Origin of the sequence: Microcoleus sp. B5-D4 (assembly GCF_036705145.1) — a bacterium.
In the GTDB taxonomy this organism is placed as follows: Bacteria; Cyanobacteriota; Cyanobacteriia; order Cyanobacteriales; family Microcoleaceae; genus Microcoleus.
The window spans coordinates 3473-29159 of record NZ_JAUBTV010000005.1; the positions used below are offsets into that span (position 1 = coordinate 3473).

Sequence of the window (25687 nt, forward strand, 5' to 3'; positions counted from 1 at the left end):
CAAGATGCCTGTTCCACAAAGAGTTTTTGCAGCCTTCTCCTGAACAGGCAAGATGCCTGTTCCACAAAGAGTTTTTGCAGCATTCCGCTGAACAGGCAAGATGCCTGTTCCACAAAGAGTTTTTGCAGCCTTCTCCTGAACAGGCAAGATGCCTGTTCCACAAAGAGTTTTTGACCAAACCAGGGCAGTTTTGACTATTTAGAAATTTCGCGTACTACTGGTTTTCCGTCTTGGATTTCGCCGACTAAAACCAAATCTGTACAGTCTACAAACAAACCATTTTCTAACACACCGGGAATGTTATTCAAGCTTTTTTCCATTTCTCCGGGGTTGGCAATGTCATCAAATTTGACATCAATTACCATATTACCTTGATCGGTAATTACGGGGCCTGCTTTTTTCACGCCCATGCGGAGTTCGGGTTTGCCACCCAATTTTTCAATGGCGCGCATCACTGGTGTTAATGCCATCGGTATAACTTCGATGGGCACGCGAAAAGTCGAACCCAATTTATCTACGATTTTGGAACTATCAACTACTACAATAAATTGAGTGGCGAGGTAATCGACTACTTTTTCGCGGGTGTGGGCTGCGCCACCACCTTTAATTAAGTTGAGGTGGGGATCTACTTCATCAGCGCCGTCAATAGCAACATCAATTCTATCAATTTCATCGAGTGTTGCCAGCGGTACTCCGTACTGTTTGGCTAACACTTCTGATTGAAAAGATGTGGGCACTCCCTTGATATCTTTGAGTTCACCTGATTTTATGCGATCGCCCAATGCTTGAATAGTATAAGCTGTAGTTGACCCGGTACCGAGTCCGACAATCATACCAGATTTTACGCGATCGGCTGCAGCAAAGCCGACTTGCTGTTTCATCAATTTTACGGGATCTTGTTCTGTAGTCATGTTCGGTACTCCTTAATAGTTTTAAGATTATACCATTTATTATGGATTTATTTAACCGCAGAGAGCGCAGAGAACGCAGAGAGGAAGAAGAAGAAGAGAGGGAACTCGCAAATTATTTCAAGTGGGAACTTCTCTCTTTTTTCTCTGCGCCCTCTGCGTCCTCTGCGGTTAAATAAAAAAAATCTAGTTCACAAATCGGTGGATAATTGCCACAATGAAAATCGGATTTCTCGATACCTACACTTGGGATTACAATATTGAAACTCCTTACTGCAAACCTTTGGGCGGCACTCAGTCGGCTATTTGTTACTTAGCTGAGGCGTTGGCTGCACAGGGAAACGAGGTATTTTTGCTCAACAATACTTCCGAGTCGGGGATGTGGCGCGGCGTTGATTGCAGGCGCAGGGTGGGGGACAAATCTAATTTAGAATTGCTGCGATCGCTCGATTTTTTAGTTATAGTCAATATAGTCGGCAAAGCGCTGGAAATCAAGCCGCTTTTGGGACACCGAACTAAGTTAATTTTGTGGATTCATAACGAACCGGGCTTTGTATTCCTCCAAGATTTCAATAATCAGCGAGAAATAAATGCTTGCGATGCCTTTGTATTTGTCAGCGACTGGCAACGCGAGCAATTTCACCGGCGCTTTGGGATTGACTTTAATCGCAGTTGTGTTTTAAGAAATGCGATCGCACCTTGTTTTGCTAACATTTTCGCCGATAATAGTTCTATCCTCTCTCATAAATCTCGGCCGCCCATTCTAGCTTACACCAGCACTCCATTTCGCGGACTCGATATTTTGTTAAAAGTCTTTCCCGAAATTCGTCAAGCTGTCCCCGGAACCAGATTAAAAGTATTTTCCAGCATGAAAGTACACCAAATAGAGGACAATGATAACAAGCTTTTTTTCGGTCAACTTTACCGCCAGTGTCAAGAAACAGAAGGCGTCGAGTACATCGGTTCCGTACCGCAACCCGAACTCGTCCGGCAACTGCGTTCAGTCGCGGTTTTAGCTTACCCGAATACCTATTTAGAAACCTCATCTATTGCCGTGATGGAGGCGATGGCCTGCGGTTGCCGGATTGTGACGAGTGAATTGGCAGCTTTGCCGGAAACAACTGCTGGATTTGCCCGTCTAGTTTCAATGTCAGGGGTGGAAAATTTTGCATCGATAACTAATTGGAAGCGGGCGGGTAAACCAGATTGGGAGGGATATACAAGGCGGTTTTTAGAGGCGATAGTCGGAGTTTTAAATGAGGACACGGGTGCGGGCAGCGCCACTGCTGAAAATCATTTAAGACAGCAGGTAGAATATATAAATCAAGGGTGTACTTGGTCTGTGCGTTCCCGAAAGTGGGTAGAATGGCTGAATAGTATTAGTGTAAAACCTGTAAGAGTGGCAGAGCAAATGATCGGGAATTCTTTAGTAGGTTTAGAGGCAGTGAGAGATTATTTTCAAAAGGGAAATTGGCGGAAAGATCAGGGTGATCTCGGTGGCGCCATCGAGAACTATCAGAAAGCTTTAGAGTTCAATCCCGAAGATGCAGAAGTTCATAAAAAGTTGGCGGAAGTTTATGTTTTGCAAGGAGAATTTGAAAAGGCGATCGCCTCTTGTAATGTCGCTCTTAAATTTCAACCCAATTTTGCTGCTGCTTACTTAACAATAGGCAATGCTTTGCAGAGTCAAGGCAAGCTGGAAACGGCAATTGAAGCTTACTTGCAAGCTTTAGAAATTCAGCCAGAATTTGCTGAAGCCCGCGCGAATTTGGGCAGTATGTATTACAAGTTAGGGCAATTGGAACAGGCGGCGAATCATTACCAAAAAGCTCTTGCGATTAATCCTCAATTGTCTTCGGTTAATATGATGCTGGGCAGCGTTTTGCAGCAGCAAGGAAAGTTAGATGCAGCAATTACTTGCTATCAAAAAGTGCTGCAACTGCAACCGGGAGATGTCAGCGCTGCTGAGAAACTATCGAGTTTGATAGAACAAAAAGAGCGGGAAACTACCGACAGTAACTTTATCGAATTAGAAACAGAATCAGGGGAACAGCAATCAGTATCTGTCAACAAAGATGAAGGCTACGGCTTGCAGCCTTCGAGCATCAATTTGCCGCCAGCGCCCACCACTGAAACTTTAAATACTCCGTTTACCAACCCCGCCGAACTTTCCGAACAAGTTACCGCGCTCAATGTTCCCGATAGCGGACAAGTTGCCAATTTTCAAGAAGTAGAACCTTACAAAAAACTGGCAGAAAACTTTTTAGTTCAAGGTAAAATTAAAGAGGCGATCGCAGCTTGTCAGCAAGCGATAAAAGTTCGACCAGATTTCATTCACGCTTACGTCACTTTAGGCAATGCCTTGCAAGCAGGAGGCAAAATTGAAGCTGCCATTCGTTCATATTCTCAAGCCCTAGAATTGCAGCCAAATTTTGCGGAAGTGCGCGCCAATATCGGCAGTATGTATTTCAAAATGGGGCGTTTGGAAGAAGCGATCGCCCATTACCAGCAAGCCATCGCCCTGAGTCCAGATTTAGCGGGAGCTCACTGGAATTTAGGGAAAGTATATCACCAACACGGTAACATCGAAGCAGCGATCGCCTGTTTTAAAAGAACATCCGAACTCAACCCGCAGCTAGTCGGTGCAGACTTCCACTTTAACTTAGGTAATCGACTTTTGGGCCAAGGAAAGCGCGAGGAAGCCATCGAAAGCTACGAAAAAGCGATCGCCATTAAACCGGATTGGGCCGAAGCCTACGGTAACATCGGCAGCGCGCGATCGCAACAAGGCAATCTCGACGCCGCCATCGCTTACTATCAGAAAGCTGTAGCTTTAAAGCCGCAATTAGAAGTTTTGCACTTCAATATAGCCAATTCTTTTTTACAGCAAAACAAGTACGACGAGGCAATTACTAATTATCAAAACACTCTGAAAATCAAGCCCAACTGGCCCGAAGTTCACGCTAACCTCGGCAGTTGTTTTTCCATGCAGGGGCGGCTCGAAGAAGCTCTAGCCAGCTATCAGCAAGCTTTGGCATTAAAACCGAATTGGGCAGAGGTTTACTGCCGCATGGGACACATTCAAAAGCAAGATAAGCCGTTGGAGGCGATCGCCAATTTTGAAAAGGCGATCGAATGCAACCCCAAATACAGCGAAGCCTACCAACAATTGTGCGACTTGCTAAGCCATTCCACCAACCTCGCCGGAGCCCGTAGCGTAGCCGACAAATACTGCGAAAACTGCGGCGATGTCGCCCCAGTCATGTCAGCTACAGCCTACGTCTTTTCCTACCTGCAATCAGGTGTCAGCAAACAGGCAATTCAGAAACTCGAAGAAATCGAAAAACTCTGCTACGAAAAGGTCGAAACTTTTACCACAATCGAACTAAAACTGCTCTACGAAATCTTCCTGTTTGCAGTTTCTCACCTGCGAGACAATCGCGAAAAAAATGCCAGTTTCTACAGACTAATTGCCAAAGAATACTACCAAAAAGCCGTCCCTAAGCGCCAAGAGATTAACATAACAAACCTAGCAAATTACCAAACAAAAGAACAGCGTCCTTTAAAAATCGGCTTCCTTTCCAAACACTTCCGCCGCCACTCAGTAGGCTGGTGCAGCGAAGCTTTAATTCGCGAATTAAGCCACATCACCCCCCACGTTCACCTTTACGTCACCGGGAAACTCCACCGAGATGAGGTTACGCAGCGGTTTGAAGACATGGCGGGCAAGTTTTACTGGCCTAAAAAATATCCAAACGGCTTTGCTGATGGCGGTGAAATCTTCGCCGAAGTAGCGCAAGACAACTTGGATGTATTGATAGACTTAGACTCGATGACAGTGCCAACAAATGTCGAAGTGCTGTATCAATATCCTGCGGGAATCTGCGTTTCTTGGCTAGGATTTGACGCACCCTACATTTCAGATAATCACTACTTTCTGTGCGACGAACACACTCACCCCCCTGGTGTTGAAAAAAATTACTTAGAAAAGTTAGTAAGATTGCCTGCTGGTTCGGTAGCAATTGGCGCACTGCAAAGCATTCCTGTGAATCGAGAGGCGATTAGAAACGCTCTCGGAATTGGCTTAGAGCAAATGACTTATTTGTGCGTTGCGCCAGGGAGAAAAACCAATCCAGAAATGGTACGAGCTCAAGTTACAATTCTGAAGGAAGTACCAGATAGTGTGTTAATCCGCAAAGGTCAAGGCGACCCCGATGTTATTCACAGCACTTACCGCGAAGAATGCGAAATTCAGGGAGTAGATTTTGCTCGGATTAAGTTTATAGGGCAAACCAGAAGTGAGGAAGAACACCGCGCTATTTATTATGTAGCCGACGTGCTTTTAGATTCCTATCCTTACAATGGCGGGACTCACAATTTAGAGGCTTTGTGGGCGAATTTGCCAGTGGTAACTCGCTCCGGCGACCAATATCTTTCGCGCATGGGTTACGCTTTTCTGAAAAGTGCAAATCTTGATGTAGGTGCGGCGTGGAGTTGGGAGGAATACACGCAGTGGGGAGTTAAGTTTGGTCGGGATGCTGGTTTCAGAAATGCGGTGAAAGAGCATTTAGTAAAATCTAAGCAGCCAGAACATCTCGCACCTTTGTGGAATCCTAAAAAGTTGGCTGAGGATATGTATGAGGTGTTTCAAAAACTGTTAGCGAAATAGGTGAGTAATTGCTATAGCAATCCCCAATCAATTGCGAACTCCTTCCTTGCTCTTTTCTCTTCCTCTGTGCTCTCTGTGCCCTCTGCGGTTCAATAAAAAAGAGAGATCGGGTAGAGAAACGTGGTTTTTGGATATTTGTACGCTACTCACGGTAAAGTTTTGTAAAAAAATAAGTGAAAATGCGTAAAAATTCCGCGCCGAGTCTGATAGATAAATAGCTGATTCATAGTACCGCGATCGCACTAACTTTATGCCAGTTAGGGCGATCGCTTTTTTAGTAATACCCGTTTCAAAAAAGAATGCCACAGCAGACAAGCTCCAAACCAGCAGCTTCATCAGTAATTCCAAAATCTAAAATCTCAAATTTAAAATAACCTGATTACTCATTAATAGCCACTCGATCGCGCCCGCCCGACTTAGCTCGATACAGTGCCTTATCTGCAGCTTCAATCAGCATTTTCGGGGAATTTTGACTTTGCGAAACAGCCGCAACTCCCAAGCTGAGAGTCACACAATCACTGACAACAGACTTAATGTGGGGAATTGCCAAAGCTTTGACCCGGCTGCGGATGCCCTCCGCAACAGCCTGTGCAGCCACGACATCTGTATTTGGCAAAATTACCCCAAATTCCTCGCCGCCGTACCTAGCAGCCAAATAAAGGCGTTCTGCGGGTGCGTTTGTGCAAGCATCTCCGATCGCCCGCGCCACTTGCTGCAAACAAGCATCCCCGGCTTGGTGGCCGTAATTGTCGTTGTAAAGTTTAAAACAGTCAATATCGCACATAATCAAAGATAGCGGTTCCGAAGAGCTCGACTGCTCCCATTCTCGGTTGATCACCTCGTCAAACCGGCGGCGGTTAGCTAGTTGAGTCAGACTGTCCAAATTCGCCAACCCGTCCAGTCGCTGGTTGGCAGCAGCTAGCTGCTGGTAAAGTAAAGATTGTTCGATCGCGATCGCCACTTGAGTCCCCAACTGACTCAGCAAATCCACATCAAACTGCTGCCACTGGCGGGGTGACGAACAGTGGTGGGCAATCAGCAAACCCCACAACTTCGGCACTTGACAAGAACTGTTACCTTCCCTCGGTTCAATTCCCTGCTGGACAATCGGCACCACCAAATTTGCCTTCACCTGACAAGTCTCCAAAAAATTAACGTGACACTCGCTCAAATTAGAAGTGTGAATATCCTCTATGGCGCGAATGCGGCCCTTTAAATACTGTCCGATGTAAGTATTGGCAAAACAGCAATCCTCAATTCCCATCCCCTTGAGTGGCATCCATCCTTCTGCAACCGACTCCACCACCACATCTCCGTTCCAGTCGGGTCGGAAGCGGAAAACCAGCACGCGATCAGTTACTAAAAACTCCCGCACTTCCGCTACTGTAGTGTTGAGAATATCTTGGAGATCCAGAGAAGAACGGATGCGCGATTGAATCTGTGCGATCAAGCGTTCCCGTTCTATTTGTTGCCGCAGCGCGACTTGGGCTTGCTTACTTTCAGTAATGTCCCGACCTTCCGGCAGCAACAATACTATTTTGCCAGTTTCATCGGCGACCGATTTGAGAGAAAAATCAACAGTTGCCGTCCGATTTACACCTTGAACTTCCACTTCATAGCGGACAAATTCACCTTTTGCTGATCGAGAAATCGCCTCTTGCAACTGTTGGCGAACTTCCTGAGAATCTCCCCACCAAGGCAACAGCCAAAACGGTTTATTGGCAACATCCCGGAGCTTAATTCCCGCAAAATCCAGAGAAGTTTGGTTAGCTTCCAGCAGAGTCCCGTCCGGTTTCAACAAGCTCACAAATTGGAAAGAAGAATCAAAAATTGCCCGAAAGCGCCTTTGAGAATCTCCCAACATTGCCGTCACCTTTTCGCGAGAGGTAATATCGCGGAAGCGCCACACCCTGCCAATAATATTTTGTCCAACTCGAATCGGCTGCGTGTAGCGCTCAAAAGTGCGGCCATCTCTAAATTCTAGAATATCGCAACCTTCCGACTCCGCATCGCTATAAATTTCTTTAACTCTCTGCAAAAAAGCGCTCGGATCTTTAACTTGCTTGGTGAGAAATGTCAGCCGCACCGTTCGATCCATTGAGTTTCTAACTTCTTCATAGATTCCCCACATTTGAACTAACTTTTCGTTATAACTAATCATTTCTCCGGCGGTAGTAACGGCGAGAATGCCGTCTGCCGTTGCTTCTAAGGTAGCGTGCAGCAAAGAGCGCGATCGCTCTAATTCTGCTGCGGTCAATTTGCGTTCCGTGAGGTCTCGGACTGCTTTCACCTGTACTAAACGACCTTCCCAAAATACGAATTTGCTGCGAACGTCAGCAGGAAAAGCAGTTCCATCTCGCTTGAGAAAAATAGTTTCACAGACTGTATTGCTGGCTGCTGAAATCATTTGCGACGCCTGTTTGTAGGATTTGGGCGACAGTAGTTCCAGCAAGCTCATTCCCGCCATTTCCGCAGGTTCGTAACCGAAAAGTTGGGCAAAATTGCTGCTGACGCTCAAAATTGTGTCGCGGTCAGCCACGGCAACTGCTTCAAAATAAGCTTCGCATTCGAGCAAGCGCGCTGCTGGCTGGCTGCTGCCATTTTCGCCGGCAGAATAGCTGTTGTTAATTAACTGTTGCAATTGCGTATTTGCCGAGTACAAAGCGGTCATGGCTTGCCTGTACATAGCAGTACGTTTTTCGACTTTTTCTGCGAGGCGATCCCGATATTCTCGCAGTTCTTTTTCGACTCTAATTAAATCAGTAATATCTACTGCAAACACGATTACACCAGCGACTTTACCTGTTTCATCCCGGTAAGGTATTTTATCTGTCCGCACCCAGCATTTTTGACCGGAAACTGTTGGTAGCAATTCGACTTGGCCCTGCTTGGGAACGCCGGAATTGATTACTTCCAAATCTTCTAAATAATATTGCTCTGCTTCGTCTGGATATATTTCATAAAAAGATTTACCTTCTAATTGATCGGCAGGCAAACCTCTGGATGCAGCGGCGGCTTGATTAATTCGCAGCAGGCGACTTTCGGTATCTTTGAGCCAAATCATCGCCGGCACGGAATCAAAAATAATTTGCTGTTCTTGTTGCTGCAGGCGTAGTTCGGCTTCTGCTTGTTTTCTTTTAATTATTTCTTTTTGCAGTTTTTGGTTAGCTTTTTTGAGTTCAGCAGTGCGTCTTTCTACTCTTTCTTCTAGTTGATCGTAGTATTGGGCCAGCAAGTTTTGCTGCTGTTCGTGCCGCATTGCTTCTAATTTTAACTTTTCGCTAGCTGACAAACTTGAGGATACAAAATCTGCTAATATTTGGGTAAATTCGTGTTCTTCTTCCGTCCAATCACCGTCGGAACCCTGGCGTTCGGCGCTGACTATTCCCAACCTTTGACCTGCTAGCACAATCGGTACGTTTAACAGGGAAGTCGTGTCCCGATCGAGCAAATAAAGACCGACAAGTTCTCGTGTTCTGGGGTCATTTTCTGCTGCCACTGTTGCGATCGCACTTGCCGATTTTAAAGCTTGAAAATATGCCGGACAGTCTGCTGCTGTGATGATTATTTGTACAGAATGGAGTTTAGTATTTTGTTCGTAAAGGTCGATGCAGTGAAGCTGCGTTTTGTCTTCGCCATACAGCCAAATACTGGCTCGATCGCAGTTGACAATACTAACAGCGGTTTCTGTTACTTCGCGGATGAAGTCTTCTATATTGTTGCGTTCTTTAAGTTGACTTTTGGCTAATTTTGCGATCGCTAAAGTTGGACTGCGCCCATTTCCTCTCTGGTTGGACGGCGTGGATAACTGCGAAGCAGCCTTAATTTCTTCGCAAACTAACAGTACAGCCGGGCGTTGGAAATTGGCAATAGAACGACCATTAGTATTTTCCTCTATTTTCCAATCTACCGCCGGCATTGGTCGCGCGGTTGCTTTTACCCTAATAATCTTGCCGTCTTTGCAAGTCAAGCATCCTTCCCAACAGGCAATTTTTGGAGTTGGCGTACCGTTTTCCGGCTGGGCTAATCCGGCAAATTCTGCCTGCATTTTGCCTTGCTCTTGGCAGTAAAATATGTTAAAAATTGAATGACAAATTAATTCCTGTGATTTGTAGGCAAGGCGAGACGCGCCGAATTGATTGAGCGAAAAAACTCTTCCCAAAGCGTCTAGAACGAAGTAAATGCCCGGAAAATTCTCGTAGAGAGTTCCATACCAATCTTGTTCGACTTGTTGGCTGCACGAAAGTTTTGCTGTCGCGAACTCGCCGTCCGTGTCGATCAAGTGAGAATAGTTGGTTTCGGGGTTGCTTGAATTACTTTTTTTAGCAAACACTTTTAGCTTAACTCGACTGTAATTAATTTTACTTTCTGGAATTTAACTTTTTTGTGAAACTAAATTAAACCTGTTGTTTGAAAAAAGTTACAACTTGTAACAAAATTACCACTTGTCTCGCACCCTGATTTTCGCTTCCCAATGCAACCACTGTGTTTGTTTGTAGTTGGTAGACCGTCTGTCGGCGATATTTCCGGCTAGTTGCAATGCCAGCAGGTTTAGCTGCAATTACCCACTCTGTACTTTTAGCATCCTAGACAATAAAAAAAATCGGCAATCAATAGTTTTAAGTATATATGATAACACTCAAATACCTAGTATTGGGACTGACCTACTTCGGATTGGGTTTGGGATATTTGCCGGGGCTGCGGATGAACAGGGCAGCGATTGCAATTATCGGGTCAGATGAGTGCAGTGGGTTTGGGGATACTCGACCTGAAAACTGCTTGGGAGGCGATCGACCCAAGTACGATGTTTTGTGTTGGGAATGACCAAGAATTTCTTCATGTGGTACCCGCCACGTGATTTATCCGTGGAATCAATCCAAAATCGAAAATCGAAAATTCTCAAGAAAGAGCATTTATCCGTGGGGTCGCCTCTAAAATCTAAAATCTAAAATCTAAAATCGATTGACGATCGTGAATATATTTAATTTGACTGTTTAATAAATATTTATAATACTTAAGTTAAGTAAATCTTATAATGCACAATCGGCCACGAGCTTTAGTCCTATAGTTTATACTTAATCTTGTGCAGCAAACGCTAAGGAGGTAAGAAAGAGTGAGTATCCAACCCGCTGCGAAACCCAGACTTAATTCTGCGTTCAAACAACTGATGTCCTTACACTGGGTAATGTCAGCTTGCTATTTAGTGCTGTTTATTACCGGTACGTTTATGGCTCAATTGCCGAGAGAATTGTTTATTCGAGGCCCCCTGTACGATTTTCACAAATCCGTAGCCGTGCTGACAATGGCTTTGCTGACTTGGCGGATTTTGACTCTGTTGCGGGTATGGTGGAAAAAATATACAAAACGCCTGCCAAAGTTTACGAAGGAATGGTACAAAAATTTTGCTCTGCACGCGACTTTGTACGTTTTTATGTGGCTAGTTCCGGTTAGTGGTTTCTTTTTTTCTAACTCTTTCAAAAGTAACAATGTGAAATTTTTCGGCATTGTTTTGCCGGATGTGTTTCCGCAGAATTCCGCAATGGTTGAGCTGGGAAGGAGTTTGCATTTTTGGCTGGCGTACACATTTTTAGCGTTCGTGATTTTGCATATTTTAGAGCAGAAGAAAGTTGTGAGAGCTAATTGGCGTAGGTTGGCAAATTTTTGTCGCATTAAGTTCGCCAAGTCTCAAAAGGTTGGATAAACTTGCGATGGGGTACTATATCTCAATTGGTAATGATAAATTGACTGCAAAACTGGCTATTTTCCACGGTGATATTGTGAAACTTGTCCCATCGTCTGACTTCTGGGGCAAATTTATGAGTTGTTCTAATAAATCGACAGGCTGACTAATCGCCAAATCCAAATCGCTCTTTAATTCCAACTTCGCCTCTTCACCGTGACACTCGTAACACCGCAAAATCCACACATTAGAATCATCTTCCGATTGTTTGAATGCCATCAGCACTAAATTTTTGGCGGACAAATCCAAAAACTTGCCAACTGCGGGCAGAGTCTTGTGGTCATTTTTCTCTAACTTGGGTAACACCTTTACTAGCAGTGGTAAATTCAACTCGTACCCCTGTCGAACTGTGTCGGCTTCTTGCCAATTTCCAGCATGGGGATAGACTGCATAAGTAAATTCCGAAACTCCTACATCTGCTTGTTCATCCGGCCAAGTCGAACCGCGAAGCAAAGTCAGCCGAATTTGATTTGGTTGAAGGTCGCAGCCGTATTTGCAATCATTGAGCAAACTCACTCCAAAACCGTCATTGCTGATATCAGTCCAGCGCAAAATCGGCACTTCCCATTTGGCTTTTTCGGCGGGAGTTTGCGGTTTAGTTGTGCGATCGATCGCACCGCCGGGAATTTCGCAAGTTGCAAAATCTGCTTCTACATTTAACCCAAAGGCTGCTTTTACTAAAACGTGCTTTTCTTGCCAATCTGCCACTGTCTTGATTTTCAGCAGCGGCGAACCTATTTCTACTATATAATCTTGGCAAAACTCCGATTTACCAATTTGTCGGACTACGCGCAAACTCTGCCGTAATTCTCCCTGCTCTACCCAACAAATATCTTTGAGTGTCGGCGCGGGTAATTGATGTTTTTCATAATTTGGGTCAATGTTCCAAGCATCCCAATATTGACCACTGTCTTGAAATGCTTGCAGTTGATTGCCGCCTGCTGCATTCAGGACTTCTCGGTTATTTACTTTATCCCAAATACTGGATAAATTGCCAGTTTTGCCGTCTACTGTTGCCCGAATAAATTCATTTTCTAGAACCATTTGTGCGGTTGCAAAATGCGTTTCTTGACAAGGTGTGTTTTTTTGTGCTATACCGTATGTAAGTTTCGATAACTCTGTCTTTTTTTCGGTTTCTGGACTCGCGGACGCATGATCCACAGTTTGAGCGTCTTCGCGACACAGCCAAAACACCTGGTAGCCAACGGCGGGGATATTATTTGCCCAAAATAACAGTGTAGATGGCGATGTAGAGTGCGATTGCGGTCGATCGCCCCTGACAATCTGCGAAGCCAGTCGCCGTCGGGAAAAATCGTAAATTTGCCAAGCTGAATCAGCCACATCGGGAAGCGTTACAGCGACAACCTCAGAGCGCGACCAATTGAGAGTATTGAAAATCAAAATTGGTTGAGCGTCGGGCCCAGGAGGCGAAGGGAGAGAAATTTGAGCCGAGATGGCATCCAAAGATTGTAGCAGGATTTCGCGACAAGTGCGATCGACCTCGGCAAAGGCTAGATTAGCATCCGCATAAACTTGGGCGATCGCAGAACCGGGCAAAATATCGTGAAACTGGTTAAACAAAATTTGTTTCCAAGCAGATTCTAACTCAGATTTCGGATAAACCGCACCAGTACAAATAGTGGCCAGCGAAGACAGCAACTCCGCTTGGTAGAGCAATTCTTCGCAGCGGCGGTTTTGGCGTTTTTGGTCGGCGCGAGTCGTGTAGCAACCCCGGTGGAATTCTAAGTAAAGTTCGTCTTTCCAAATCGGGAGAGTGCGGGGAAGAGTTTTGAGTTGTGAGATGGGAGGATTTGCATCCTTCATTGCCGACAAGTTTGAAAATTCTAGCGCCCGCAAATTTTCCTGATAGTCCGAGTCGGGAACATCGCTTTCGGGCTTAGTTGTCGCAACTGCCGGTAAAAACTGACTCTCAATCAAAGACAAATAATCAACCGCTTTCGCAAACTCCAACCTGGGGAAAAAAGGCGACATTTTCCAGCGTTTCGCCACCTCCAACATATCACGAGTCGGGCCACCGCCGTGGTCGCCAACCCCAGGCAACCAAAGAGCATCTTGCAAACCTGTCTTAACTTGCCAGTCAAAAGCATAACTTGCCATTTTCACAGATTCTATGCTTTCACCAATTGGAGCAGACATCATACTAAATATTTTAGTACCGTCCAACCCTTCCCACCAAAACGCACCGTGCGGAAATTCCGTTGAATCATTCCACCGCAACTTTTGCGTCACAAAATAATCAACTCCACCTTGCCGCAAAATCTGAGGTAATTGCCACCCAAAACCGAAAGTATCCGGTAGCCAAGCTACCCGCATCAATTCCCCAAATTTTTCTTTTGCATAACGCTGTCCGTAAAAAACTTGCCGCACCATTGATTCAGCGGAAATCAAGTTTAAATCCGGTTCTACCCACATCCCGCCGACAACTTCCCAACGTCCGACGGCCACCTGTTTTTTAACCGCAGCAAATAAGTCCGGCCGATGTTCTTCCATCCAAGCATAAAGCGCCGGAGTAGAATGACAGAAAATCCAATCGGGAAACTCCGATTGCAATTTCAATACCGACTCAAAAGTTCGCTGTGCCGCTTCCCAAGTTTCCGGGACAGGCCACAGCCAAGCCAAGTCTAAATGAGCGTGACCCACCAAATAGATTTTACCTGTATATATAGATGTCAGCTCACCACTTTCTCCTATATATATAGATGTAGCATTGCTATTGTCTCCAACCTGAGAAACTTCCTCCCTTCTTCCTCCCTCTGCGCCCTCTGCGCCCTCTGCGGTTCCCTCATCTAAATCCCCAGAAAAAGATGTCAGTTCACCAATTTCTCCTATATATATAGATGTAGCGTTGCTATTTTCTCCAACCTCAAAAACCCCCTCCCTTCTTCCTCCCTCTGCGGCCTCTGCGGCCTCTGCGGTTCCCTCATCTAAATCCCCAGAAAAAGATGTCAGCTCACCACCTTCTCCTATATATATAGATGTAGCATTGCTATTGTCTCCAACCTGAGAAACTTCCTCCCTTCTTCCTCCCTCTGCGCCCTCTGCGCCCTCTGCGGTTCCCTCATCTAAATCCCCAGAAAAAGATGTCAGTTCACCAATTTCTCCTATATATATAGATGTAGCGTTGCTATTTTCTCCAACCTCAAAAACCCCCTCCCTTCTTCCTCCCTCTGCGGCCTCTGCGGCCTCTGCGGTTCCCTCATCTAAATCCCCCAAAAAAGCCCGCAGATATCCCAATAAATTGTGCCGCAAAACCGACAGCGAGCGATCGAACTTTTCGCGATCGCACACCGCCGACCAATCAATCAAACCAAGCGCCAAATCAATCTCAGATTTCAGCATTTCCCCCTTGACAAACCTGGGGGTATTTGCTATGATTTCGGTGGGGAGGTATTGGGAATTTTCAATTTCTAAATTTCGACTAAGCGAATTTTGCAAAATCTCTAATTCGGCAGCCACAAAACCCGGATCAAAACAAGAAGAGTCAGCAGCTTCGTACAAACAAATCGATCGCACTAAAGCACCGTTATCGTGACCCGGACTTACCAACCGCAAAATAACTAAAAATTCATCTCCGGGATTAGCCGACGAACTCAACAAAACTCGATCGGCAAAATCAAATAAATCTCCCCGTCCGACTAACTCGCCGTTCACAAAAATTTGAGCATCTTCTGCCCACCAAGTCAAGCCCAGCAGCAACCGCAAACCAACCACAGGATAGCCGTGCAAATTGTCAGGAATTACAAATTGCTGGCCCAAATACAAAACTTGCTTCCCAGACGGCCAAGCAATATGTCCTTTCCCGTTAAGTTCGGCAACAGGGCTGTTACAAATATTTACCGAAGAGACAGCCGAGTCAGAATCGCAGTACCTCCAACCAGACTGAACCTCCACTTGACTGAGGCGGCGCAACTTTTCGACAGTGGCAGAAATATTGTTGCTAGCAGGTGACACAGAAGCGCTCATTTTTAGCTAAAATCAAACTTGTGTAGGAATCAAAGATCGGATTGAACCGCGAAGACGCGTTACGCGAAGCGGCGCGTTAGCGCTAGGACGCGAAGAAAAAGGTTTCAGAGGGTTTGAAGCGGAGATTAAGAGCTCGCTTTGATTTTACAGCAATATTTAGCAATTCCCTGAATTCAATAATTAAACTTATGTCCAACGGTTACTACGGCCCATACCAAAGCCGACTATTAAATTTTATATCGAAACAGTCCCGCCAAGTCGCTGACAATTGCGATCGAACTTGGCGTCAAATTAAAGAAGCAACTCTCACGGCCACCCAAATCCTGCTTTATCCAGCTTATTTGCTGGTGCAAAGTTCCCGACTGCTAGGGCGACAGTTGCGGGAATCAAGTCAAAAAGTAGATTTACCGGAACTGCAAGAATTTGGCGGTGACGAAAACCCCGATTTGCCACAAAATTGGTATCAGGGGGAAGCTTCCGACGAAAGTTCGATCGCCGAAATTTTACACCTAGCCGAAAATTTACTAAACTCGTCGCAAACTGCGAAAACTGTAGCCAGCTTCCCGCTGTTAATTAATCAGGGAAATACTGCTAGCGATTTACATCCGGCAATCAATTTTAGCGGACAAATCACAAAGCATCAAACCACTTCCGTCTTAGAACACCCGCTTGCTAAAAGTGAATTAAAACCCCAGCCGAAAGTTGAGGGAATTGCCAGTTTTATCCCGGCCCGCACTTTAGTATTGGTCGGAAAAGAAAATCAGATATTAGATATTTTGACACCCGAACAGCAGGAAATGCTCGAAGGTTGCATAACTTGGGAAGTAGCAAACTGCGGCCCCGAACAACGGGAAATTACCCAAAAAGAATTAAAATTTAATCTCGGTTTGGAGTCAGCGGCGAAAAAAGCGCAGTTACCGCCGATGCGTCGTTTTTGGGAATTGATGGCCTGGCTTCAGACGAGTCCGGTTGCCCTGAAAAGAAATCAATTTGGAGAATCAATCCTCGCAGTTAAAAAATCGATCGACCGCAATGCCATCCTAGTCCAAAAAGCCCGCGCGCAGATCGAAGCAAAAACCGCACAGCAGTCAATTGCGGCATCAAATTCGATCGACCACAATACCCCAAAACTAGAAACTAATTTTAACAGCAAGTTCGATCGACCCCCTACTCCTCTCTCCTTTGTTACATTACTCGATCGCGCCGCCGTCAACATCGAGGAATTAACCCTGCCGCCAGCCCTAAAAACAACCGCCCCACCAACGGAGACCCCCGGAGTAAAAATTAATACAGCCGGCACAGACGGCAATTTAGATTTTTCCGCCCGCGACATCCTCGAAAAATACGCTCGAAACATCGAACAAATGATTTGGTCGTCAGTAGACCACCTTTTGGGCAAAGAAACGGCAGCCAGTGATAATACTGAGAAATCAGTCGCAATTCAGTATTATTTGAAACAGCGACAAGAGCAAGAAAACACGCAAAAAAGCCCAGAGGTCGATCGACCGTGGCTCAACTGGCAAGACTTATTCGGGGAACCAGCACCGCAGCATTTAATAGACGAAAGTTCCGCGCCCTTAATATCACAAAGCAGTCCAAAAGTCAAGCAAAAAATTGCAGAATTAGGAGAATTGCCCGAAGGTCGATCGACCGCAGTCTCAATATCCCCTTACCCCGAAGCACTTCACCGCCTGCTGGGGCAGCTAAAACAGAGCTTGCTGACGACAAAAAGCTCAAAAAGTCTACCCCAACCAGCATCTGATTTATCTGATTTAGCAGTTACTCAAAAAAATAGCTCTGCACTCGCAGCAGAATCAGCCCCAGGGCGCGCGCCGGAAACCCAAGTGCCAAAAAACACCAACCCGAACACCGCACAAAACGGTCAATCCCCAGCAGCAATCACCGCGCAAACCAGCAGATACACCGCCACAACCCGCGCTGCTGCTGAACCCAAAAATCCCAGCGCAGGCGTCCCACCAGAGGGCGAATACTTAGAAACAAAAGCAGAATCGATGGGATACATTAAGCACCCCCTAGAACAAGTGCTCGAATGGCTCGATCGAGTCATGCTGCGACTAGAAAACATCGCCGAGCAACTCTGGAATTGGGCAAAAATCAACTTGCCAAAAATCCTCAAAAGCAAAGATAAAATTGACTAATCTTTAGCTTATGATAAAAAAGTTGCGGCAACAGCAGCAAATCAGCTCAGTATTAGGCCATCTTTGGAGACTCCCACAGTGCTAACCCTCAAAATCGTAGTTAATGTAGTTGTTTTATTTTTTGTTTCCCTGTTCATATTTGGATTTTTGTCCAATGACCCAGCCCGGAACCCGAACCGCAGAGACATGGAATAAACAAGTTATCTCGGCCGCTGGCTGAGGGGCACGCCACCGCATCCCCCCAGCCAGCCCGTAAACCCGCAAAAATTAGTCGAACAAAACTTGACAATCAAGCATCCAGGATACAAGCCCCCGGATTCATTCCTTCGCAGACTCAGGACGGAGGAATAAAAAACCTGTATCCGATGAAACTTGCCGAACGTATTTATCCGTGGGGTCATGCTTCAATCTAAAATCTAAAATCTAAAATCTAAAATCGATTGACCTCGCACCAGCAGCGAGGTTATCTTGTGGCGAAAGCAAGTTCTCAAATCAGCCATCTTTAGGCGCGCCAAAGCCACTGCAAATTTGAGATGTCAGATTAATCTCTAAAAAGTTGCCTTTTAGATGCAAAATATTCAATAATTTGCACCCTATAAAATCTAAAATCTAAAATCTAAAATCTAAAATCGGATGACTTACCTGTTGTAACTATGCCCTATCCGGTACCGCCGCCAGAACCCTCTGCCATCATCTACATCGCAAAGCCAAAAAAAGTCGCCCTCACTGTCGCGGCCGGCGATGGAGACACCCGCAGCAACCCCGCAGAAATACCGGAACCAAGCCCAGATATTGTTCAGCCAGAACCCACACCAGCCCCAGCAGAACCCGCAGCCACACTCCTGGGCTCTACGCCAGCCACCGGCCAGCCTCCAGAAATCGCCGACCCCCTAACGGAAGTGGAAAGCGGCGACGCAGTTCTGGGATTTCAGCGTCCGGCACCTGTGGGAGAACCCGAAACAGCGGAAACTCCGAAACATTCCTCGTTTACTGCTTACCAATTGGGTTCGGTAGAAAATGCCGTTGCCATTCGCAATAGAAAACGAACCGCAGAGGCGCAGAAACAACAGGAGAGGAATGTTGTCGGAAAGCAGGAAAGTTGGTATCAGGCCCAAGGCCGGCAGTTAGAAGATAATCCTCCCGAACCTGCGGAGATTCCCGTTCCAGAACCCGCCCCGGAACCAGCACCCAGCGGGCAACAGCAGTTCGACATTCCCACACCAGGAACTGCCCCCGCACCCAGAACTCCCGCTGCGCCAAAACCGAAACCTAAACCCGCCGCGCCGCCGGGAGTCCGCACCGCCCCTTCTGGGCGGACGGTGCCTTTTCCGGTCACTCCGGCCGATACTATCGAAGTTAAGGCCGATAGCCAAGAATTCGACGACCAGCAGCAAATTGTCACGGCGGTTGGTAATGTCGTTGTGCGGTTCCGGCAAACTGTGATTGATGCCGATCGGGCGATCGTCAACTTAGTCACCCGCCAAGTGGTAGCATCCGGCAATGTCGCCTATACCCGCGGCCAACAAGTAGTGCGCGGCCAGCGGATGGACTTCAATCTCGGGCTCAACAGCGGTGCAGTCGAACAAGCCAGCGGCGAAATATTCCTGCCCGCAGCAGGTAGCGAACTCACCCCCACACTGCCGACAGATATCAGTGCGGGGACGATTCTCGAACAGCCACTGAGCGATCGAATTACCAGCCAGCAGCCCCTGCGCGGAGTCAAATCCCCCGGAGCTGCCACAGTTACCATCGGGGGCGGCGGACAGTTAGCAGCCCCCCAAGTTATCGGCGCCGTCAACCGCGTCCGCTTTGAAGCAGAACGCATCGAACTCCTGCCAGACGGCGCGAGGGTAGCAACCAACATTCGGCTTACTAACGACCCGTTTTCCCCGCCGGAATTTGAATACAGGGCCCGGAGGGCGACGATTAGAAGGATTTCGCCCACGGCTGAGGAATTGGTCACAACTAAACCCCGCTTGGTGTTCGACAACCGGGTGAAAATACCCGTGTATCCCCGCAGGCAAGTGTTTGACAGCCGGCAGCAAAACGGCCCGTGTTTGACCTTTGGCTACGACGGAGGCGACCGCGGCGGTTTGTATGCCGAGTGCGGTTTTGAGGTGTTGCAAAACGGGCCGGTGCGACTAACCCTGACACCCCAAATTTACCTGCAGCGGGTTGTGGAAAAGCACGGCGGTAATCCGTTTTCTCCCGACAGCTACGGGATCAAAGCGCGGTTGGGCGCTAGTCTCGGCCCGCGCACCAGGCTGGATGGATCGGCAATATTTCTGAGTTTGGAAGATTTCCCGAATTTGCCGGAAAACAGCTTTCGGGGCAATTTGCGCCTGCGACAGTTGATCGGCACTCACTCTCTGGCTGCAGAATACAGTTATCGCGATCGACTGTTTAACGGTTCTCTGGGCTATCAAACCGTGCAGAGCAGCCTGGGGGCTGTCCTCACTTCCCCAGTCATCCCACTCGGACGCACCGGCCTCAATCTCAGCTACCAAGCTGGGTATCAATTTATCAATGCTGACACCGATCGAGCAGACTTGCTCGAACCAGTGCGGGAAAACAACCGCGTCGATCTGGGCCGTTCCCAAGTCAGCTTCGCCTTGAGTCGCGGCTTCAACCTGTGGGAGGGCGAACCGCTGCCCCGCACTCCCACCCAGGGTTTGAGGTATACGCGGTCGCCGGTGGTTCCTTTCTTGCAACTGGCCTTGGGACTCCGGGGAGTTGGTACTTATTACAGCAGTGGCGACAGACAAAATTCCCTCGCTGGCAGCGTCGGCATTCAAGGGCAGTTCGGTCATTTCTCCCGCCCTTTCCTCGATTACACTGGGTTTAACGTGACTTATACCCAGGTGGGACGGGACGGTATATCGCCGTTTTTATTCGATCGCTTAGTAGATTTGAGAGTCCTGTCTTTTGGACTTGTCCAGCAAGTTTACGGAGGCTTTCGAGTTGGATTTCAAAGTGCTATTAATTTAGAAAGCGGGGAAACAATCAGTACGAATTACACTTTAGAATACAGTCGCCGCAGCTACGCAATCATTTTGCGTTTTAATCCTGAGCGTCAAGTCGGCAGCCTGACTTTTAGAATTAGCGACTTCAACTGGAATGGGACTCCCCAACCTTTTTCCGGGGACGCGCGAACTGTAGAAGGAGGAGTGCGTTTATCCGATTAATTCAATTGGCTAATTGGGCATTGGTCATTGGGCATGGGGAATTGGTAATTGGTAATTGGGAATTGGGAACCAACAGAAAACAGTCAACCGCCAACAGAAAACAGTCAACAGTCAACAGAAAACAGTCAACAGTCAACCGCCAACTGAAAACAGAAAACAGTCAACAGAAAACAGAAAACAGTCAACAGAAAACAGAAAACAGTCAACAGTCAACAGTCAACAGACAACACATGACAGAAGTGACCGCAATATCTGCACAAGCAGCGGCTCTGCTGGTTCACTACGGTTTTGACCTAGGTGGCAAAAAAGCCGAGAAATTGGCGGGTGAATGGCTAACCAAGTATCCCGGCTATTGGCTGCGTTTAGCAGTGGTTGAAGCGCTTTACCAAGGCCGCTACAAGGCTGTTTCTGTGGGACAGCTATTGAGTATGTGGCATCGGATAGGTCAACCTCTCTATCATTTCAATCGCGAGTTTGAACGCTTGGTATGCAATAATTTTCCTCAAAATTTAACCGGGGAAAATGCTGCTCAACTACCACAGGAAGATATACTTTTATCAAACCAGGAATCGGAAGTAACTGCCGCAGAGTTAGAGTGGCGTGGGCCCTCAGAGGCGCAACTTGATGTGGCACTTCATGCAGAAGTCCCAAACACAGATGCCGAGGAAACAGGAAAATTGCCTGCCGCCGACGATCGCACCAAAGAAAATACAGAATTTGTAGTATATGAAGATGTGGCTGTTACCGCCCTCGCCGATCGAGCCGAAGCCGAGCAAAAATTAGCGGACAAACCTGTGGCAAAATCATTCCCAGTTGTCAAACACACTGATTTTCACACCAAGTTAAAAGCGATTGCCAGAGAAGGCCGAAGAAAGAAGGGAGAAAGCAGAAATAGAGTGTAAACTTTGGGAACTATAGCCTTTATCAGTAACATGAGGTGCTCTGGCGGGCATAGGGCATAGGCCTCCGTGGGCATAGGACTCGCCCCCATACCTCACCACGCTTGAGAACCGCTATAGATAGTTATTTTTCATTTTTCACTTGGGGCACTTACTCCCATCCGAATTTCCGAACAAAAAGAAGCTTGTTCGGTACCGTTAGCTTGCTTAACAACGCTAGTCCGCAGCCGCAAATTGGGCATGAGATACCACAGCCTTTCTTCCGCATGGAGGGTGTCTGATTCTGTAATCAATGTCAGCACGTCATCGCCCATCACGTAGCGACTATTACCCTTGTCTTGCAACACTTTGCCTTCGCTTGGATTGTCGGGATTTGGTACGATCGCTAGTATTGTAGAACCGATTTGTTTAGCTTTGTCGCGATCGGGAATACCGTCCCAACTAATCCGAACGCTGGTTAGCCCAGTTGAAGCCGGGTTAATCGAGTGTTGTTGGCAAAGTTTGACGACTGCTGCATCGCTAGCTGTCAGTATTTCTATTTTGAGGTCGGATTTACCCGCCTGCAATTCCCCAGAATTGAGATTGTGTACGGTACGCTGAGAAAACCATTTGCCTGCACTTAACTCGAAAAACTCGATAACATCCATGAAATTTGTCTCTAAAGTCAATACTGCTTTATTTGCGATCGTGACTTGCGCGCTATGGAGTCAGAAACCCGGTTTCTTCCTGCGTACTAGCGGCCAAACCAATGATTTTGTCTAGAAACCCGGTTTAAGAGTGCAAGTCCTTTTCTATATTTTAGAGGAAGGGGGCGCACCTGCAAAGCTTTCTGAGAGCTTTGGGTAAAGCAGATTGCAGATGCCGTTGAGGTAGCAAACCCAACCAGGAGGACATCTGCCTCGCTGATGCGGCCGACTTGAGAGAAAATTAGATCATCCGCCATCATGTTTCGTTATAAAAAGTCTTTTTCGCACATTAAATAGGATTACGATACCTGAAATTTTTTAGCTTTGACCGAAAGCATCCAGGATACCCGCCACGTGATTCATCCGTCCAGAAATAAAAAACTTGTATCCGATACACAAGCCCCCGAATTTATCCGTGGGGTCAAGGCTTCAATTCTTTAATCTAAAATCTAAAATCTAAAATCGATTGACAGTGTTTATCGATCGACCATCATCGCCCAAATACCAGCTATGTTAAGAAAAGCAACGATATATCTAAGCTTTTGTCGATCTATCGGTAAATTGGGCGTTGCTGAGTTGAATTATATTGACGGCGATTTATTATAAGCGCACTGCTTGAAAATTCTCAAAGCAGACTCCGACTAAAAAACCAGCAATTCCTCCAACCATCACCAAACCGAGGACAGCAAGCCCGTAGCACATAGCATTCAAATATGTCATGCTAAGTCTAAGAGAAAAGATTGTCGATCGGCTTTTCGGTAGGGTGCAGCTAGCGATCGTATACATTTTAAAAACACATCCGTAAATTTATGACCGAGTTTACACAAGGGCTGGATAAAATGCAGCCTGCAGAACAGACGCACTACCTGGGAATCGTGCCCAGTCAGCTAGCAGCGAATTCAGACTCAGAAAAATTATACAGCTTACTAACAGATTACAACTTTATTAAAGCCAAGCTGTCAGCATCGGGAGTACAGGCCCTAATAGAAGATTACGATTTAGCAACAAATCCCGATATTATTATCTCAGACCCAAAAGCCGACCAACTCAAATTAATCCAAGAAGCAATTCGGCTGTCAGCACACATTCTAGCCACAGATAAAAGCCAACTAGCCACCCAACTAATAGCCCGCTTGATGTGCTTTGAAAGTCCAGAAATTCAAGCACTGCTAGCACAGGCAAAACACCAAACAACCCCCTGGCTGCGACCGCTAACGCCCAGCTTTACCCCTCCCGGCGGGAGATTGCTGCGTACCCTCACCGGACATACAGACTGGGTACAAGCTGTAGCAATCACCCCCGACGGCAAGCGGGCAATTTCTGCTTCCTCCGACCACAATCTCAAAATTTGGCACTTAGAAACAGGAGAAGAACTTGCCACCCTCAAAGGTCATCTTACCTACGTCAATGCTGTAGCTGTCACGCCCGATGGGACTAAAGTAATTTCCGGTTCTTGGGACAATACTATTAAAATTTGGGATTTAGAAACGGGACAAGAAATATTTACCTTTGCAGGCGATACTTTTGCCGTAGAAGCAGTAGCAGTAACTCCCGACGGCAAGCGAGTAATTTCTGGTTCTTGGGATGGCAGTATTAAAGTTTGGGATTTGACAAGCAGGGAAGTAACTTTTAACTTCAAAGGTCACAGCAGTTTTGTCCAGTCCGTAGCAGTAACTCCTGATAGCAAACGGTTAATTTCCGGGTCAGGCGACAACAGCATGAAAGTCTGGAACCTAGAAACCGGAAAACAACTTTTTACTCTCACGGGTCATGAAGACTGGGTAAAAAGTGTAGCAGTTACTCCCGACGGCGAACTCATAATTTCCGGCAGTTACGACGGAACTGTTCAAGTCTGGAGTTTGTCAGAAAGAAAGCAACTTTTCACTTTAGGAAAACACAGCAGTTTCGTTCAAGCTGTGGCAGTCAGTCCTGACGGCAAACGGGTAATTTCGGCTTCCGGCGACAAAACGCTAAAAGTTTGGAATCTGGAAACAAAAGAAGAACTTTTCACTTTTACCAATCACATCGCCCCAGTGAATGCTGTGGCTGTTACCCCCGACGGCCAGAGGATAGTTTCTGGTTCCTCTGACAAAACTCTCAAAGTTTGGCACTTAGAAAGAGGCAAAGAAAATTTATCATTTGCAGGTCACGATGACTGGGTAAATGCTGTAGCAGTGACGGCAGACGGTACGAAAGCAATTTCCGGTTCTGGAGACAACAGCATTAAAGTCTGGAATCTCCAAAACGGACAGGAAATTTTTACTATTCCGGGACATAAAGATTGGGTAAAAGCGATCGCAATCACACCGGATAGCAAGCGAGTAGTTTCGGGTTCCGGCGACAAAACTGTGAAATTTTGGGATATAGAAACCGGAAAGGAAATCTTTACTTTCACGGGTCACACAGACTGGGTAAATTCTGTGGCAGTGACGCCAGACGGAACGATGGCGATTTCCGGTTCGGGAGACAAAACTATTAAAGTTTGGAATCTAGAAACAGGAGAGGAACTTTTTACTTTTTCAGGTCATGAGGACGGGATAAAAGCTGTGGCAGTTACTCCCGACAGCAAGCGGGTTATTTCGGCTTCCGGCGACCAAACTCTGAAAGTTTGGAGTTTGCGGAAAGAAAATAATATTTTGGCAAATTTCTGGAATTTAGCCGTCAAAAATCTACTTTTCACTCTCAAAGGTCATGAGAGTTTTGTGAATGCTGTGGCAGTTACGGCGGATGGCAAATGGGCGATTTCTGGCGGGCGGGAACACAATTTGAAAGTTTGGGATTTGTCAAGTAGAAAAGAAGTTTTTACTTTGGCAGGTCATGCTGATGCGGTAACATCTGTGGCGACTATGGGAACAAAGGCAATTTCTGTTTCGGACGATAATACTCTCAAAGTTTGGGATTTGTTGAGTCGAGAAGTAATTGCTAGTTTCAGCGGAGATAGTGCTTTGAAAGCTTGCGCTATTGCACCGGATGGGGTGACAATCGTAGTGGCGGAAGCTTCGGGACAGGTGCATTTTTTGAGGTTAGAAGAGGGGAAATAGTCATTAGTCATTAGTCATTAGTCATTAGTCATTAGTCATTAGTCATTAGTTGTTAGTTGTTAGTCATTAGTCATTAGTCATTAGTCATTAGTCATTAGTCATTAGTCATTAGTCATTAGTTGTTATGCCGATCGCACTTTTGCTAAAATTTAAAAGTGCGATCGCTCTTTTCCCCAATCTAGTTTACAATTGTTCCGGGTCAATCGCCATCGCTCGCAGCCTTTCTGCCAGTACAGCAGCCCGCTGTTCGGCTTGTTCCAAGCTGCGAGAAACCTCCTCATAACTTGTAAACGGTTCGCCGTCAGGGCGATAAATTTGCCACTCTTCACCCGCCGCTCCTCTGTGGAACAGGCGGCCCGCCTGTGAATTCCTGCAATTCATTAAAAAAAAATCTCATTCACAAAAGAGCGCATCGA

At 46.5% G+C, this 25687-nt stretch carries 15 protein-coding genes; 8 read left to right on the forward strand and 7 right to left on the reverse strand.

The features are described 5' to 3' along the window. Nucleotides 1-194: 194 nt before the first annotated feature. Nucleotides 195-911, reverse strand: a complete 717-nt coding sequence (gene rpiA, locus QUB10_RS03700; RefSeq protein WP_333061722.1) for a ribose-5-phosphate isomerase RpiA — start codon at nt 909-911, stop codon at nt 195-197. Nucleotides 912-1125: 214 nt separating this feature from the next. Here rpiA and QUB10_RS03705 point away from each other — a divergent pair, with 214 nt between their 5' ends. Beyond that, entirely contained in the window at nt 1126-5577 is a 4452-nt protein-coding gene (locus QUB10_RS03705) for a tetratricopeptide repeat protein (protein ID WP_333199654.1), read from the forward strand. Nucleotides 5578-5604: 27 nt separating this feature from the next. On the opposite strand, the gene QUB10_RS03710 is transcribed toward QUB10_RS03705, so the two are convergent. Both QUB10_RS03710 and QUB10_RS03715 read right to left on the reverse strand, forming a co-directional pair. Beyond that, the gene (locus QUB10_RS03710) at nt 5605-5913 is read right to left on the reverse strand and encodes a hypothetical protein (RefSeq protein ID WP_333199656.1); all 309 of its coding nucleotides are present in this window, start codon (nt 5911-5913) and stop codon (nt 5605-5607) included. A 43-nt stretch (nt 5914-5956) separates the two neighbouring features. Next, the gene (locus QUB10_RS03715) at nt 5957-9910 is read right to left on the reverse strand and encodes a PAS domain S-box protein (protein ID WP_333199658.1); all 3954 of its coding nucleotides are present in this window, start codon (nt 9908-9910) and stop codon (nt 5957-5959) included. A 296-nt stretch (nt 9911-10206) separates the two neighbouring features. On the opposite strand from QUB10_RS03715, the gene QUB10_RS03720 reads away from it, so the two are divergent. Both QUB10_RS03720 and QUB10_RS03725 read left to right on the forward strand, forming a co-directional pair. Further along, a complete protein-coding gene (locus QUB10_RS03720) occupies nt 10207-10401 on the forward strand; it encodes a hypothetical protein (RefSeq protein WP_333199660.1) in 195 nt (64 codons plus the stop codon). Nucleotides 10402-10690: 289 nt separating this feature from the next. Continuing rightward, nucleotides 10691-11278 carry a cytochrome b gene (locus QUB10_RS03725; protein WP_333199662.1) on the forward strand — a complete coding sequence of 196 codons (588 nt, stop codon included), beginning with the start codon at nt 10691-10693 and terminating at the stop codon, nt 11276-11278. A 15-nt stretch (nt 11279-11293) separates the two neighbouring features. Here QUB10_RS03725 and QUB10_RS03730 read toward each other — a convergent pair whose 3' ends face one another. After that, nucleotides 11294-15301 carry an alpha-mannosidase gene (locus QUB10_RS03730; protein ID WP_333199664.1) on the reverse strand — a complete coding sequence of 1336 codons (4008 nt, stop codon included), beginning with the start codon at nt 15299-15301 and terminating at the stop codon, nt 11294-11296. A gap of 188 nt (nt 15302-15489) precedes the next feature. Here QUB10_RS03730 and QUB10_RS03735 point away from each other — a divergent pair, with 188 nt between their 5' ends. The 4 genes from QUB10_RS03735 to QUB10_RS03750 all read left to right on the forward strand — a co-directional run bounded on the left by QUB10_RS03735 (nt 15490) and on the right by QUB10_RS03750 (nt 21547). Then, nucleotides 15490-17460, forward strand: coding sequence for a hypothetical protein (locus QUB10_RS03735; protein ID WP_333199667.1), 1971 nt, complete (start codon nt 15490-15492; stop codon nt 17458-17460). A 78-nt stretch (nt 17461-17538) separates the two neighbouring features. Continuing rightward, nucleotides 17539-17655, forward strand: a complete 117-nt coding sequence (locus QUB10_RS03740; protein WP_039887172.1) for a photosystem II reaction center protein I — start codon at nt 17539-17541, stop codon at nt 17653-17655. 458 nt (nt 17656-18113) lie between these two features. Then, nucleotides 18114-20645: a DUF3769 domain-containing protein gene (locus QUB10_RS03745; protein WP_333199669.1), complete on the forward strand. Its 2532-nt coding sequence runs from the start codon at nt 18114-18116 to the stop codon at nt 20643-20645. Nucleotides 20646-20650: 5 nt separating this feature from the next. Continuing rightward, on the forward strand, nt 20651-21547 hold the full coding sequence (locus QUB10_RS03750) for a hypothetical protein (RefSeq protein ID WP_333199671.1): 897 nt from the start codon (nt 20651-20653) through the stop codon (nt 21545-21547). 128 nt (nt 21548-21675) lie between these two features. On the opposite strand, the gene QUB10_RS03755 is transcribed toward QUB10_RS03750, so the two are convergent. Then, complete coding sequence (locus QUB10_RS03755; protein ID WP_333199673.1) at nt 21676-22191, reverse strand: phycobiliprotein lyase; 516 nt, start codon at nt 22189-22191, stop codon at nt 21676-21678. A gap of 639 nt (nt 22192-22830) precedes the next feature. Next, on the reverse strand, nt 22831-23016 hold the full coding sequence (locus QUB10_RS03760; protein WP_333199675.1) for a hypothetical protein: 186 nt from the start codon (nt 23014-23016) through the stop codon (nt 22831-22833). 23 nt (nt 23017-23039) lie between these two features. Between QUB10_RS03760 and QUB10_RS03765 the strand changes: the two genes are divergently transcribed. Further along, nucleotides 23040-25271, forward strand: a complete 2232-nt coding sequence (locus QUB10_RS03765; protein ID WP_333199677.1) for a beta-propeller domain-containing protein — start codon at nt 23040-23042, stop codon at nt 25269-25271. A 183-nt stretch (nt 25272-25454) separates the two neighbouring features. Here QUB10_RS03765 and QUB10_RS03770 read toward each other — a convergent pair whose 3' ends face one another. Next, nucleotides 25455-25652, reverse strand: coding sequence for a hypothetical protein (locus QUB10_RS03770; protein ID WP_333199679.1), 198 nt, complete (start codon nt 25650-25652; stop codon nt 25455-25457). Nucleotides 25653-25687: the final 35 nt, after the last annotated feature.